Consider the following 13,728-nt stretch of genomic DNA (forward strand, 5'->3'; position numbering starts at 1 on the left):
ATGCACCTGGTCCGTTTCCAGCTCCCAGGCCAACCGCCCCAGGCCGGGGTCCGAACCGGTGACACGGTCGCACCGGTTCGCGGTGTCACGGGGATGGCGGAGCTCCTCCGGCTGCCGGTCGAGGAGCTCCGCGCCGCCGTGGCGAAGCTCGGCGACGAGGTCTCGCTGGCCGGCGTACGGCTGCTGCCGCCGCTCGACGGGTACGGCGAGGTGTGGTGTGCGGGCGTCACGTACGAGCGATCTCGCGGTGCCCGGATGGAGGAGAGCACCGAGCAGTCCGTGTACGACCGCGTGTACTCCGCGCCGCGCCCCGAGCTGTTCCCGAAGGCGCCCGCGTGGCGGGTCGTCACGGACGGCGATCCGATCGGCATCCGCGAGGACTCCGGTCTCGACGTACCGGAGCCCGAACTCGCGATCGTGGCCAACAGCCGCGGCGAGATCGTCGGCTTCACGGTCTGCAACGACGTCAGCTCACGGTCGATCGAAGGCGAGAACCCGCTCTACATCCCGCAGGCGAAGGTGTTCGCGGGCGGCTGTGCGCTGGCGACCGGGATCCGGCCGGTCTGGGAGGTGGCCGACCCGAAGGACCTCACCATCGACCTGGTGATCCGGCGCGGCGACGCCGAGGTGTTCACCGGTACGACGTCCACCAAGAACCTGGTCCGCGAGTTGCAGGACCTGATCGACGTGCTGTTCGTACCGAACGAGTTCCCCGACGGCGTGATCCTCGCGACCGGCACCGGGATCGTGCCCGAACTCGACTTCGCCCTCCAGCAGGGCGACGTGGTGGAGATCGCGATCAGCGAGATCGGCACGTTGACGAATACGGTGGCAGTCGGCCGGGAACCTTTCGCCTTCCTGGCAGCCGAGACTTTGGAGGAGACCCGATGACCCCGGACACCACCCCTGCCGAACTCGAGCAGGCCCTGACCGACGCCGCCGACGCCGCGGAGCCGCTGGCCGCCTCGGAACCGGCCGTGCGGGCCGGGTGGATCCGAGCCGCCGCCGACGCGCTGGACGCCGCCGCCGACGAGCTGGTCCCGATCGCGATGCGCGAGTCGTCCCTGCCCGAGCCGCGGTTGCGCGGCGAGGTCGCCCGTAGCAGTGGCCAGCTCCGGATGTTCGCGGACGTCCTGGAAGAGGGCTCCCTGCTCGAGGTCATCATCGACACCGCCGACCCGCAGGCAAAGCCGGTACCCCGGCCGGACCTCCGCCGCGTCCTCGTTCCGCTCGGCCCCGTGCTGGTGTTTGCCGCGAGCAACTTCCCCTTCGCCTTCAGCGTCTGCGGCGGCGACACCGCGTCGGCGCTGGCGGCCGGATGTCCGGTGATCGTCAAGGCGCACCCCGGCCACCCCGACCTGTCGGTCCGGACCGCCGAGGTGATGATCGAAGCTCTCCGCGCCGCGGGCGCCCCGGACGGCACACTCGGCCTGATCCAGGGGTACGACGTCGGTGTCACGGCGCTCAAGGATCCCCGGATCACCGCCGCCGGCTTCACCGGATCCGTCCCGGCCGGCAAGGCGTTGCACGAGATCGCGGTGACCAGGCCCGAGCCGATCCCCTTCTACGGCGAACTCGGCAGCCTCAACCCGGTCTTCGTCACCCAGGCCGCCGTCGATGCCCGAGGCAACGAGATTGCCAGCGGGTACGTCGGGTCCTTCACGCTCGGCGTCGGCCAGTTCTGCACCAAGCCGGGACTGATCTTCCTGCCGGCCGGACACGGTCTGGACGACCAGTTGATCGAGGCAACCGGTGCGGTCGCCGAGGCGAAGATGCTGAACGACCGGATCGCGGAAGGCTTCTCGTCCGGCCTCGACCGGCTCCGCAAGGTCGATGGCGTCCGGGTCTTGAGCGACGGCGGCGCGACGTTGCTCGGAACAACGGCGACGGAGCTGCTGGCGCGGCGCGAGGAGATCCTCGAGGAGTGTTTCGGCCCGGTCTCGATCGTCGTCGAGTACTCGTCGACCGACGAGCTGCGCGCGGCTGTGGAGGCGTTCGAGGGCAACCTGACCGCAACCCTGCACGCGGAAGAGGGCTCGGACGCCGAGCTGGCCCGTGAGCTCCTTCCGTTGCTGACGGCAAGGGCCGGCCGGGTGCTGTGGAACGGCTGGCCGACCGGCGTGGCCGTCTCCTGGGCACAACACCATGGTGGTCCGTTCCCGTCGACGGTCGGCTCGATCCACACCAGCGTCGGAGTGACGGCCGCGCGCCGTTTCCAGCGTCCCGTGGCCTACCAGGACACGCCCGACACGGTGCTTCCCGCAGTACTGCGTGACGCCAACCCCGCGGGGATCAGCCGTCGAGTGAACGGAACCGTGACGACAGGAGAGGTGTCTCGATGAGCGACCGACCCACTGATGGCGAGGGCGGTCTGCCGCCGGTCGCCGACAACGACCAGCCGCTCGCCGGCTCGAACGGCGGCCACTCCGAGTTGCCTGCCGACCCCGAAGGTGAGCCGACGCCGGAGAAGACCGGGCGGCCCACGACGGAGCCGCCCAGCAGGGCGATCCCGGTCGACCGGTCCGCGGCGCACACCGGCCGTCGCAGCTTCGACCACTGGTTCGGCGAGAAGGACCGCAACGGGTTCATCCACCGGTCCTGGATGCGGGCGCAGGGCTTCTCGGACGAGGTGTTCGACGGGCGCCCGGTGATCGGGATCTGCAACACCTGGTCCGAGCTGACCCCTTGTAACGCGCACCTGCGCCGCTTGGCCGAGTCGGTGAAGCGCGGCGTCTGGCAGGCCGGCGGTTTCCCGCTCGAGTTCCCGGTGATGTCGCTCGGCGAGACGATGCTCCGGCCGACCGCGATGCTGTTCCGCAACCTGCTCAGCATGGATGTCGAGGAATCCCTGCGGGGCAACCCGATCGACGGTGCGGTCCTGCTCACCGGCTGCGACAAGACCACGCCAGGGTCGATCATGGGCGCCGCGAGTGTCGACCTGCCGACGCTGGTGGTGACCGGCGGCCCGATGCTGAACGGCAAGTTCCGCGGCTGCGACATCGGCTCCGGTACGGCGGTGTGGCGGTTCACCCAGGACGTCAACGCGGGCCGGATGACCCAGGAGGACTACGCGGCCGCCGAGTCCGGGATGTCGCGCAGCAACGGCCACTGTATGACGATGGGCACGGCCTCGACGATGGCCTGTATGGCCGAGGCGCTCGGTCTCCAACTGACCGGCTCGGCAGCGATCCCGGCGGTCGATTCGCGCCGGTACGCGATCGCGCAGCAGGCCGGCCAGCGGATCGTGCAAATGGTCGAGGAGGACCTCAAGCCGAGCGACATCCTCACTCGCGATGCCTTCGCCAACGCGGTCCGCGCGAACGCGGCGATCGGTGGCTCGACCAACGCGGTGATCCACCTGCTCGCGATCGCCGGCCGGGTCGGCGTGAAGCTCACCCTGGACGACATGGATGAGTGGGCCCGCGGCGTACCGTGGCTGGTCGATCTGCAGCCGTCGGGCAAGTACCTGATGGAGGACTTCTACTACGCCGGCGGACTTCCCGCCGTACTGCGGGAGATTCTGCCGTTGCTCAAGGCCGACGCGATCACGGTGACCGGTCGCACGATCGGCGAGAACGTCGCCAATGCGGAGCGGACGGTCGACACCGACGTGATCCGGGCCGTCGGGAATCCGCTCGGCAGCGGTGCGGGAACCGCAGTACTGAAGGGGAATCTCGCTCCCGACGGTGCTGTCGTCAAGCAGTCCGCGGCTTCCGAGCGGTTGTTGCAGCATCGCGGGAAGGCGCTGGTGTTCAGCAGTATCGAGGAGTACGACCTGGCTGTCGACGACATGGATCTCGAGGTCGACGAGGACACCGTGCTGGTCCTGCAGAACGCGGGACCGCGCGGCTATCCGGGGATGCCCGAGGTGGGCAACATGACGATCCCGCGCAAGCTCGCCGAGCAGGGTGTGGACGACATGGTCCGGATCTCCGACGCGAGGATGAGCGGTACGGCGTACGGAACCGTGGTGCTGCATGTCGCTCCGGAAGCGGCTGTCGGTGGACCGCTCGCGCTGGTCCGCACCGGGGACTGGATCGAGCTGGACGTGCCGGGCCGGACCTTGCATCTCGATGTGTCCGAGGAGGAGTTGGCCAAGCGACGTGCGGATTGGCAACCCGCCACGGTGCCGTCGGACCGGGGCTGGGCGAAGCTCTACGTCAACCACGTCACGCAGGCCAACGAGGGTTGCGATCTCGACTTCCTGGTCGGTCGCAGCGGCTCGGCCGTGGCCCGGCAGAGTCACTGATGTCCACCTCCTGGGGACCGTTCGAGGCGATCCGGGGACTTCGTCCTGACGGCGTGATCCCGCAGGTCACGCCGATCAGGCGACTGCTCCCGGACGTCCCGACCGAGCAGGACCCGTACGCCGCTGCGCAGGCGGCCCTGGCGCCGTTGGCTTCGGCAGTGCGACCCGGTGCGCGGATCGCCGTCACCGCTGGGAGTCGGGGCATTCACGACCTGGTCGTCGTGGTCAGGGCAGCGGTCGACTGGCTTCGGGATGCCGGTGCCGAGCCGTTCGTCGTACCGGCGATGGGTTCGCACGGTGGCGCGACGGCTGATGGGCAACGAGAGATGCTAGCAGGTCTCGGAGTGACGCCCGAGTCGATGGGGTGTCCGATCGAGGCGACCATGGAGACCGTTGTCGTCGGCACCTTGGATGACGGGACGCCGGTGCATCATGACGCGGTGGCGGCGAAGGCGGACGGCGTTCTGCTGGTGAACCGGGTGAAGCCGCATACCGACTTCCATGGTCCGGTGGAGAGTGGTCTGGCGAAGATCCTGGCGATCGGGTTGGGTAATCACGCCGGTGCGGCCGCGCTGCATGCTGGTGGAATTCCCTCGCTGGGTGGCGCGATCGAGGCCGCCGCCCGCATGGTGATTGCCCAGGGCAAGATCTTGGGTGGGTTGGCGATCCTGGAGAACATGCTGGAGCGAACGGCATCGGTGGAGCTGGTGGTTGCCGATGGCATCGGTGGCGCCGCGGAGACGGCGTTGTTGCAGCGGGCCGGGAGTTTGATGGGGCGGCTGCCGTTCGACGAGCTGGACGTGCTCGTGGTGGACGAGATGGGGAAGGACAAGTCGGGCACGGGGATGGACACGAATGTGCTCGGGCGGTGCTGGGTGCACGGGATCCCCGAGTTCGACTCGCCGTCGATCGCGGCGATCAGCGTGCACTCGCTGTCGGAGGCGTCGCACGGGAACGCGTCCGGGCTCGGCCTGGCGGATGTGATCCCCGCCCGGCTGCTGGAGCAGATCGATCTGCGGACCAGTTATGTGAACGCGTTGACCTCCGGCGCCGGTGGAGCGCGCCGGTCGCGGCTGCCGATGGTGCTCCAGGACGATGAGGCCGCGGTGCTCGCGGCTGTCACGATGAGCGGGCGGCGGGACTGGTCTTCGGTGCGGCTGGCCCGGATTCGCGACACCTTGTCGCCGAACGAGTTGATGGTCACGCCGGCGCTGCTGACCGAGGCGGCGGAGCGGTTCGATCTGGAGATCGCCGGCACCGCGCGGCATCTGACCGATCCGTCCGGCTGCCTCACCGGCTGGCAGGAGCTGGGATGAACCTTCGCGAAGCGCGGGCACTGCTGGGCGACCGTGGGCTGGCCACACCGGGGCCGGAGTTCTCCTCGACGGGGCGCTTCGGCGACGGTACGCAGTACAAGATCGAGATTCCGAGCTGTGAGGGTCCGGCGGTGATGCGGACGGTGCTGGACGAGGCGGGCGCTCGTGGGGTGACCGTGCACCGGGTCTCGCAAGGCAGCGGCGTGATGATGCTGACCGACAGCGAGATCGACGAGATGCTCACGCTCGGCGTCGACCATGGTGTGGAGGTCTGCCTGTTCCTCGGACCGCGCGGCGCCTGGGACATCGGCGGCCAGGCGAAGGTCTCGGCTGCTGTCGGCGGAGTTGCTCGCGGCAACGACATGGTTGCCGCGTCGCTCTGTGATGCGTACCGCGCGGTCGAGCTGGGTGTCCGGAGCCTGCTGGTCGGCGATCTCGGGGTGCTCGAACTGCTCGGCCTGCTCAAGAAGGAAGGTGAGCTGCCGGCCGACCTGGTGCTGAAGACATCGGTGCTGATGCCGTTGCCCAACGCATCGACTGCCGCGCTGTACGAGCGGCTCGGAGCGACTAGCTTGAACGTGTCGACCGACCTGCCGATCGGAGTGCTGGCAGAGATCCGGGCGATGACGACTGTGCCGATCGACATGTATATCGAGGTTCCTGACGATCAGGGCGGGCACGTGCGGTTCTACGACGTACCGGATGTGGTGCGCGTGGCGGCGCCGGTGTATCTGAAGATGGGACTGCGGAACGCGCCGAACATCTACCCGGCCGGGGCGCACCTGGCCGCGACCGCCGAGGCACTCGGGCGGGAGCGCGTCCGCCGGGCCGAGTTGGTCCTTCGGTTGCTCGCGGAACAGGAGGAGGAATGAGCCTGATCGCGCGGTTGACGTCATCGCTGGGAGACAAGGCGGTCGTCACCGATCCCGACGTACTGGACAGCCATCGCAATGACCACGCTTCGTTCTGTACTGCGGGTGTGCCGCTCGTGCTCGTCCGGCCCTCGTCCACGGCCGAGGTGCAGGAGGTGCTGCGGGCGTGCTCGGAGTACGGGGTACCGGTGGTGACGCAGGGCGCGCGAACCGGGTTGTCGGGGGCTGCGAATGCGCTGGACGGGTGTTTGTTGCTGTCGACCTCGCGGCTGGATCGGATCCTGGAGGTCTCGGTCGAGGATCAGGTCGCTGTCGTTCAGCCCGGAGTGGTGAACTCGGCCTTGTCGGCCGCGGTGCTCGAGAAAGGGTTGTTCTACCCGCCGGATCCGTCGTCGTGGGAGATGTCCACGATCGGTGGCAACATCGCCACGAACGCGGGTGGACTGTGCTGCGTGAAGTACGGCGTGACGGGCGACTTCGTCAGGGCCCTCGAGGTGGTGCTTGCCTCTGGCGAGGTGATCCGGACCGGGCGCCGATCGGTGAAAGGTGTGGCTGGGTATGACGTGACCCGGCTGATCGTCGGCTCCGAGGGGACCCTCGGGGTGGTCACGGAGGCGACTCTCGCGTTGCGTCCCGCGCCCGAGGCCGCGTTGACGGCTGCTGCCACGTTCCTGTCGATCGAGGACGGGATCGCCGCTGCTGCCGCGGTGATGGCTTCTGGGTTGCGGCCGTCGTTGCTGGAGTTCCTCGACGGGCTGACGGCTCGGGCGATCCAGGACTATCGGGACATGGGTCTGCCTGCCGACGTCGGGTCGCTGCTGATCGCGCAGTCCGATCGTGGTCCACGAGCAGCAGCCGATGTCGCCGAGATCGCCCGGATTTGCACGGCTTTCGGGGCTGTGGAGGTCGCCGAGGCGTCCGACGCGGAGGAGTCCCGGCTGTTGCTGGAGGCGCGCCGGCTGGTGAATCCCGCGCTGGAGTTGCGCGGCGTCACGCTGGTGGACGACATCGCCGTACCGCGAAGCAAGCTGGTCGCGCTGCTGAACGGAGTGGGTGAGATCGGCGCGAAGTACGACGTACAGATTTATTGCCCTGGGCATGTAGGTGACGGCAACATGCATCCGACCGTCGTCTTCGACCGCGACGACCCAGCAGCTGAGTCCCGCGCCCTGGAGGCTTTCGGCGCGGTGATGCAGCTGGGCTTGTCCCTCGGCGGCACGATCACCGGCGAACACGGCATCGGCAAACTCAAACGCCAATGGCTGGCCCAGGAACTCGGCCCCATCGAACTGTCCCTCCAACGCCAACTCAAATCAGTCTTCGACCCCGCCGGACTACTCAACCCCGACAAACTGTTCCTCTGAGTCTCCCTGCCTGGAGTCGAACCAGGGACCCGGCCTTCGGAGGGCCAGGCGTGCATCCGTCACCAGAGAGCCACCACCCCGGGTGCTTTGCAGCACCCGGGGTGTTCGTCACTCCTCGACCTCGATCACGCGGACCCAGTCGGAGCAGTCCCCTTCACACCACACGTGATCGCCCGCGTGCGCGATCCGATCGCGCTGAACATGCCCACAGGCGAGATGCACACGCCGCAAGGCATGCCCTTGCTGAACCGGAGCACCGGTCCTACCGCCAGGAATCTTCCTCCGCTTACTTCTGAGATCGGCCACAGCCGGTCCTCCTCTCTTGTTCCTCGGATGGTTCAGGTGTCACGCGGTGAGGGCGAGATTCGAACTCGCGGACCGGTCGATGGCCGGTCGACGGTTTAGCAAACCGCTGCCTGTGCCATCAGGCGGACCTCACCAGGACCGCGACCGCCGTGTCCCCTGAACACGGCGGGCGCGGGTCAGCCCTTCACGCAGATGACCTGTTTGAGGTGGGCAACTACCTCGACGAGGTCGGACTGGGCGGCGATGACCGACTCGATGTCCTTGTACGCCGCGGGCAGTTCGTCGAGCACACCCGCGTCCTTGCGGGATTCGACGCCGGCGGTCTGGGCGATCAGGTCGTCGACCGTGTAGCGGCGCTTCGCCTCGTTGCGGCTCATTCGCCGGCCTGCCCCGTGCGAGGCCGAGTAGAACGACTGCTCCGAGCCGAGCCCGCGGACGACGTACGAGCCAGTGCCCATCGATCCCGGGATCAGCCCGAGGTCGCCCTTGCCGGCCCGGATCGCGCCCTTGCGGGTGACGAGCAGGTCGAGGTCGTCGATGGTCTCCTCCGACACGTAGTTGTGGTGGCAGGAGATCGGCTGCTCGAACGTGATCTCCTGCTCGAACGACTCCCGCACCGCCTGCATCACCAGGGCGAGCATGACCGCGCGGTTCCGCGAGGCGTACTCCTGTGCCCAGGTGAGGTCGCGCCGATAGGCGTCCATCTCCGGCGTACCGGACAAGAACACCGCCAGGTCCCGATCGGGCAGCTCGGCGTTGTGCGGCAGCGCCTTCGCGATCCGCATGTGCCGCTCGGCCAGTTCCTTGCCGATGTTGCGCGAACCTGAGTGCAGCATCAGCCAGACCCGGTCGTCGTCGTCCAGGCAGACCTCGATGAAGTGGTTGCCACCACCCAGCGACCCCATCTGCTGCTGCGCCTTCTTCTCCCGGTCCTGTACGCCGTCGTGCAGGCTCGAGAACGCTCCCCAGAACCGGTCCCATCCGCGATCCAGCCCGAGCTTGCGGACACTGACCGCGTTCTCGTGCGCCCGGAACCCGACCGGTACCGCGGCCTCGATCCGCGACCGGATCCCGCTGAGGTCGTCCGGCAGATCCGACGCGGTCAGCGACGTCAGCACGCCCTCCATCCCGCAGCCGATGTCGACCCCGACAGCGGCCGGCGAGACGGCCTGGTACATCGCGATCACCGAACCCACCGTCGCGCCCTTGCCGAGATGCACGTCCGGCATCACCCGTACGCCGTGCACCCACGGCAGCGCCGCGATGTTCCGCAACTGCTGGAGCGCCGGTGCTCCCACCTCGTGCTCCTGAGCCCACATCAGAGTGGAGCTCTTGGCTCCGCTCAACGGAACCGGGTACTGAACGTTCATCTCCCCACTCCTTTGTCAGGGTCGCGGCTTGGCGTGCCGCGGTACAGAGCTGCCAGGGCAGGACTCGAACCTGCGAGACCTCGGGTCAGAACCGAGGGTGGGACGCCGTCGCCCACCTGGCATCGCTCTGACGCGACACCTGGGGGCGCCGGGTCAGAGTGCTAACTCGGCACGCGTCGGAATCCACGGCTGCCACAACAGCGGCATACCGGCTTCCTCTGGCGTGCGCGAGCCCTTCTTCTCGTTGCAGGAGGCATGGGCCGCTACTGCGTTCAGCCACTCGCCGCGCCCGCCACGGGACCGTGGTACGACGTGATCCATCGTGGTGGCGCCAGCACGGCCGCAGTAGGCGCAGCGGTACTTGTCGCGCTTCAGTACGCCGACTCGCGTGTACTGCAGTCGCCCAGTGGCGTAGCGCCATTTGGTCACTACGTAGCGCACCAGTCGCAGCACACGGGGGAGGGGGAACGGGCCGATGCTGGCGCCGTCGTGCGCCTCCTCGACGACCGCCACTTCCCGGACGAGCATCCGGATGGCGTGCGGGATCGACACCACGTGCAGCGGCTCGTATGAGGCGTTGAGCACTATGACACCGCTCATGCTGGTTCCTCCTCTCATCCAGTGTGCCCGACGCTTCGTAGCCGGGCTGGCTCTCTCGGTGCGGCTCTCCGCTCTCCGCCCGCGTACTACGCCACGCGGGGCGGCCACAGCACGCCCGGCAGGACTTGAACCTGCAACCTCCTGCTTCGTAGGCAGGCGCTCTCTCCGGTTGAGCCACGGGCGTTCGTTGCGTTGCGCCCTGCGCCGGATGGGTTGCGGATTTCCGGCGCAGGGCACGCTTGGGGCGCCCGCTCGGCCGGTAGCTGAGCTTGCTGCGGGCGCCTGGTCGAGCTGGGGAGATTCGAACTCCCGTTCCCCTCATCCCAAATGAGGTGGCCTGGCCGCTGGCCCACAGCTCGCTGTCCCCGGGTACCTGTGGAGGCCCCGGGGAATTGCAATGGCATATCCAGTTGTCAATTCTGCAATTCGCCGCCCGTAAGCGTCGACAAAAGCATCGGTGGAGGGAATCGAACCCTCTCGGCGCGGGTTTGGAATCCGGCCGGCAACCATTGCGCACCGACGACGGTGTGTAGACGGTGGGAAAAAGAAAGAGCCGCCTCGGTCGGTATCCGACTCGGGCGGCTCCAGTGATCTGCGATCAGATCAGACAGGTGGGCCGCCGGATGTCGGGCTGAGTTCCGCATCGCGCAGGGAGGTCAAGGCGTGACTGGGCAGGGATCGCAGGCACGTCGGCGCGACGGCGTACTGCATCCGCCACTCCCGCCCTACGTTCCGCTTCCCGAACACGACCTTCTCCTGTCAGTTGTGGTTGACCTTGCGGGCATAAGTTTCACCCGACAACACAGGTCAAGTCAATGCATTTCTCTGCCGAATTATTCCCGCGCGCCACCCGACAAATTCACCGCGGTCAGGGAAGTGGCAGGAAGGCGAGTCGCTCGTGCACCTCGCCGCCGATGTGGGTGGTGTCCGAGCCGACCCAGAGACCGGTCGAGGTGAGCAGCAGGTCGTACCCGCCGATGCCGCGGTCCTTGGTGGGGTTCCATGAGTAGGCGAGGCCGCTGTGTGGGTTGAGTGCTGCGATGCCTGGCCGGCTGACCGCGCCGGGGCCGGCGGTGTTGTTGCCACCCGGGTTGTTCATCCAGCGCTGGTGCCCCTGCACGTAGACGGCTGCGCGGGTGACCTGCACCGAAAGCAAGGTGTCGCCGCCGGTGTAGTTCACCCAGACCGGGTACGTCGTACGGGAGTCGTTCGTGTTCCAGCGGGTCGCGGCGTCGCAGATCAGGTCCCGGTTGTTGGGGGACGTGCCGCCGGTGGTGACGATGACGAAGAACGTGCCGTCGTACGAGAAGTCGACATCGCGGGTGTACGTCGGCGTCTCGCTCCAGCAGGGCTTGTCGAACAGCGTCGAGTACCAGGTGCTCGTCCAGGCCCCGTACGTGCCGAGGGTGATCAACGCTGCCTGCCGCCGGAGCTGGCCGCCGACCGAGGTGAAGGTGCCGACGATCGCCAGCCGGGTACCGGCCGGGTTCACCGCGAAGCGGAACACCTTGGTCTGGCCGGCGTTCGTACCGCCGGGCGCTCCGGTGATGGCGAGCTTGATGTAACCGGTGTCACCGCCGGTGGCGGGATTGACTGCGATCAGCTTCTTGCTGAAGGCGCCGCCGAGGATGAGGCGGCCCTTCACCAGCGCCATGTCCGTGACCGAACCCGTCAGCCGCGCGTTGAAAGCGGTGTCGACGGCGCCGGTGTACGGGTCCAGCTTGACGACGCCGGTGCGGGCGACACCGTTGACGTTGTTGAAGTACCCGCCGACCCACAGCGACCTGCCGTCGGTGGCCATCGCCCAGACCGCGGCGTTGAAGGTGGCGTGGAACCCCGTCAGACCCCCGCTGATCGGGTTGAAGCCGAACAGCCGGCTCCGGGAGATGGTGCCGGAGTTGTTGTACGGCTTCACCGAGCTGAACTCGCCGCCGGCGAACATGATGCCGCCCAGTTGCAGCATCTTGTAGACCGCGCCCTGCTGAACCCGGGGCGTCAGATCCGAGGGATTCGGTGAGACGACATAGTCCTGCGAAATCGGCGACGCGGACGCCGGTGCGCCCTGGAGGGCCGTCGCCCCCAGTGCGACCGCGGTGACAACTGCTCCAAGAGCCTTGACGAGCTTGTTCATGGTGACGCCCCCTCAGCGCGGTCCGATTACCGGCTGTCTACGGACTCTGGCACAGCTGAACCCGCAGCAGAAGGCCCAACCATCAACGCTTCCCGGCCGCGCACGCCTCCCTCACCTGTCGCTACCGTCCGTCACCAACCCCGCAGGCCGTCGCCCTCCCGCTATCCGATTCGGAATCCCCCGAACCTCCCGCTACACTCTTGCATCGGCCCCCGGGCCACGCCGCCTTAGCTCAGTCGGCAGAGCGTCTCACTCGTAATGAGAAGGTCGTCGGTTCGATTCCGACAGGCGGCTCCACCCAAACCCCCAGGTCAGAGGCCACTTTCCTCGACTGGGGGTTTTGTCATTCCGGCCTCAAGTTCCCTCCGTGTCCCTGTGGTGCCCCCGATCTTCCGGGCGGCATCCCAGAGGTTCTGGTCGATCAGGTGGCCGTATAGGTCCATAGTCATGGCCGCCGAGGCGTGCCCCAGGATCCGCTGTACGACCTTGGGGTCAGCTCCCGATCCAAGCCAGACCGACGCGGCTGTGTGGCGCAGATCGTGGACACGGAGAGTTGGAACCCCAATCGCCTTGATCGCAGCCGACCAACGAACCGACCGCTTCCAGTTGCCCTCGCTCAGCGGCCCACCCTGAGGAGCGTGGAACAGCCAGGCGTCGTTCACCTTCTCGCCTGCCCAGCGGTCGACCAGAGGGATCAGCTCGTCGACCAGGGGGACGGTCCGAGCGCGCTTGCTCTTCAAGGTATCTACGAACAGTTCGCCGGACCCACCGCTAGCCAGCACAGCCCGTTGAAGCCGGAGACCTCTGCCCGGCACCCAGACCCTGTCGCCAGCCTGGAGACCAGCCATCTCACCCCACCGAAGACCGCCCAGGCCAAGTACGAGCACCAGTTCGGCGTACCGGCCGTTGCAGGCGTCAGCGAGCTGGTAGAGCTGTGCCTCGGTCAGGTGCACACCCTCCCGCCTCGACTGCCCGCCACTGGGAGCCTTCGCCAGGGCAGCGACGTTGACCGTGATCCGGCCGTCAGCGATGGCGTAGTTCAGGATCGAGCGCAGCGTCGCCAGGTACCGAGTGACGCTGGAGGGACGGCGACCGGCAGCGATCTGCGAGCCGACCCAGCTCGACACCTCAGCGGCTGTGATCGACACGAGAGGGAAGTTGCCGAAACGCGGTGCGATGTGGAGACGCCAGTCGGCTTCGTCGGCCTCACGAGTCCGGCGCTTGGCTGAACTGCGCGATTCCAACCAGTCCTCTGCAACTGCCGAAAGGGGAACGCGACCGCGCTTCGGGTCGGTCCACTCGCCGAGGCGAAGCTTGCGGGTCTGGTCTTGCTCCCAGGCGACGGCGTCGGCCTTGCGATCGAAGACGCGGGTAGCGACCTCCCGGCCATGCGACTTGATCCGTGCTCGGTACCGGACCTGGCCGCCCTTGGTGTACCGCTGGACGCTCATCAGGCGGGATGACGGGACCGATTTGGCCGGCTATCGCGGAGCGGGGTCGGGTGCGTCTTCCCGTCTGCC

10 protein-coding genes and 5 tRNA genes are annotated in these 13,728 nt (G+C 67.7%); 7 read left to right on the forward strand and 8 right to left on the reverse strand.

Features of this window, described 5'->3' with window-relative positions; translation table 11 throughout:
• Genes EV138_RS19555 through EV138_RS19580 form a run of 6 tightly spaced genes read left to right on the forward strand, consistent with a single transcriptional unit; the run spans window position 1 to window position 7,801 of the window.
• On the forward strand, window positions 1-891 hold the full coding sequence (locus tag EV138_RS19555; protein WP_133980306.1) for a fumarylacetoacetate hydrolase family protein: 891 nt from the start codon (window positions 1-3) through the stop codon (window positions 889-891).
• Window positions 888-2,342 carry an aldehyde dehydrogenase (NADP(+)) gene (locus tag EV138_RS19560; protein WP_133980307.1) on the forward strand — a complete coding sequence of 485 codons (1,455 nt, stop codon included), beginning with the start codon at window positions 888-890 and terminating at the stop codon, window positions 2,340-2,342. The genes EV138_RS19555 and EV138_RS19560 overlap by 4 nt, the downstream gene beginning before the upstream one ends.
• Complete coding sequence (locus EV138_RS19565; protein WP_238158235.1) at window positions 2,339-4,249, forward strand: IlvD/Edd family dehydratase; 1,911 nt, start codon at window positions 2,339-2,341, stop codon at window positions 4,247-4,249. The genes EV138_RS19560 and EV138_RS19565 overlap by 4 nt, the downstream gene beginning before the upstream one ends.
• A complete protein-coding gene (locus tag EV138_RS19570) occupies window positions 4,249-5,565 on the forward strand; it encodes a nickel pincer cofactor-dependent isomerase, group 22 (protein ID WP_133980308.1) in 1,317 nt (438 codons plus the stop codon). The genes EV138_RS19565 and EV138_RS19570 overlap by 1 nt, the downstream gene beginning before the upstream one ends.
• Window positions 5,562-6,437: a hypothetical protein gene (locus EV138_RS19575; RefSeq protein ID WP_133980309.1), complete on the forward strand. Its 876-nt coding sequence runs from the start codon at window positions 5,562-5,564 to the stop codon at window positions 6,435-6,437. Before EV138_RS19570 ends, EV138_RS19575 begins: the two co-directional genes overlap by 4 nt.
• Window positions 6,434-7,801 carry an FAD-binding oxidoreductase gene (locus EV138_RS19580; protein WP_133980310.1) on the forward strand — a complete coding sequence of 456 codons (1,368 nt, stop codon included), beginning with the start codon at window positions 6,434-6,436 and terminating at the stop codon, window positions 7,799-7,801. Before EV138_RS19575 ends, EV138_RS19580 begins: the two co-directional genes overlap by 4 nt.
• A gap of 350 nt (window positions 7,802-8,151) precedes the next feature.
• On the opposite strand, the gene EV138_RS37335 is transcribed toward EV138_RS19580, so the two are convergent.
• From EV138_RS37335 to EV138_RS19610, 7 genes are all read right to left on the reverse strand, one after another.
• Window positions 8,152-8,241: transfer RNA gene (locus tag EV138_RS37335), tRNA-Ser, on the reverse strand.
• 42 nt (window positions 8,242-8,283) lie between these two features.
• Window positions 8,284-9,477, reverse strand: coding sequence for an RtcB family protein (locus EV138_RS19590; RefSeq protein WP_133980312.1), 1,194 nt, complete (start codon window positions 9,475-9,477; stop codon window positions 8,284-8,286).
• A 49-nt stretch (window positions 9,478-9,526) separates the two neighbouring features.
• Window positions 9,527-9,599, reverse strand: a tRNA-Gln gene (locus tag EV138_RS37340).
• 31 nt (window positions 9,600-9,630) lie between these two features.
• On the reverse strand, window positions 9,631-10,077 hold the full coding sequence (locus tag EV138_RS19595; protein WP_133980313.1) for an HNH endonuclease: 447 nt from the start codon (window positions 10,075-10,077) through the stop codon (window positions 9,631-9,633).
• A 110-nt stretch (window positions 10,078-10,187) separates the two neighbouring features.
• Window positions 10,188-10,261, reverse strand: a tRNA-Arg gene (locus tag EV138_RS19600).
• Window positions 10,262-10,360: 99 nt separating this feature from the next.
• Window positions 10,361-10,436: transfer RNA gene (locus tag EV138_RS19605), tRNA-Pro, on the reverse strand.
• A gap of 509 nt (window positions 10,437-10,945) precedes the next feature.
• Window positions 10,946-12,208 (reverse strand): delta-60 repeat domain-containing protein, encoded by a 1,263-nt coding sequence (locus EV138_RS19610; RefSeq protein WP_133980314.1) that lies wholly within the window; start codon window positions 12,206-12,208, stop codon window positions 10,946-10,948.
• Window positions 12,209-12,429: 221 nt separating this feature from the next.
• On the opposite strand from EV138_RS19610, the gene EV138_RS19615 reads away from it, so the two are divergent.
• Window positions 12,430-12,505 (forward strand) — tRNA-Thr (locus EV138_RS19615).
• A gap of 14 nt (window positions 12,506-12,519) precedes the next feature.
• On the opposite strand, the gene EV138_RS19620 is transcribed toward EV138_RS19615, so the two are convergent.
• Window positions 12,520-13,659, reverse strand: coding sequence for a tyrosine-type recombinase/integrase (locus tag EV138_RS19620; RefSeq protein WP_133980315.1), 1,140 nt, complete (start codon window positions 13,657-13,659; stop codon window positions 12,520-12,522).
• Between the last annotated feature and the right edge of the window lie 69 nt (window positions 13,660-13,728).

Source organism: Kribbella voronezhensis (assembly GCF_004365175.1).
Lineage (GTDB): Bacteria > Actinomycetota > Actinomycetes > Propionibacteriales > Kribbellaceae > Kribbella > Kribbella voronezhensis.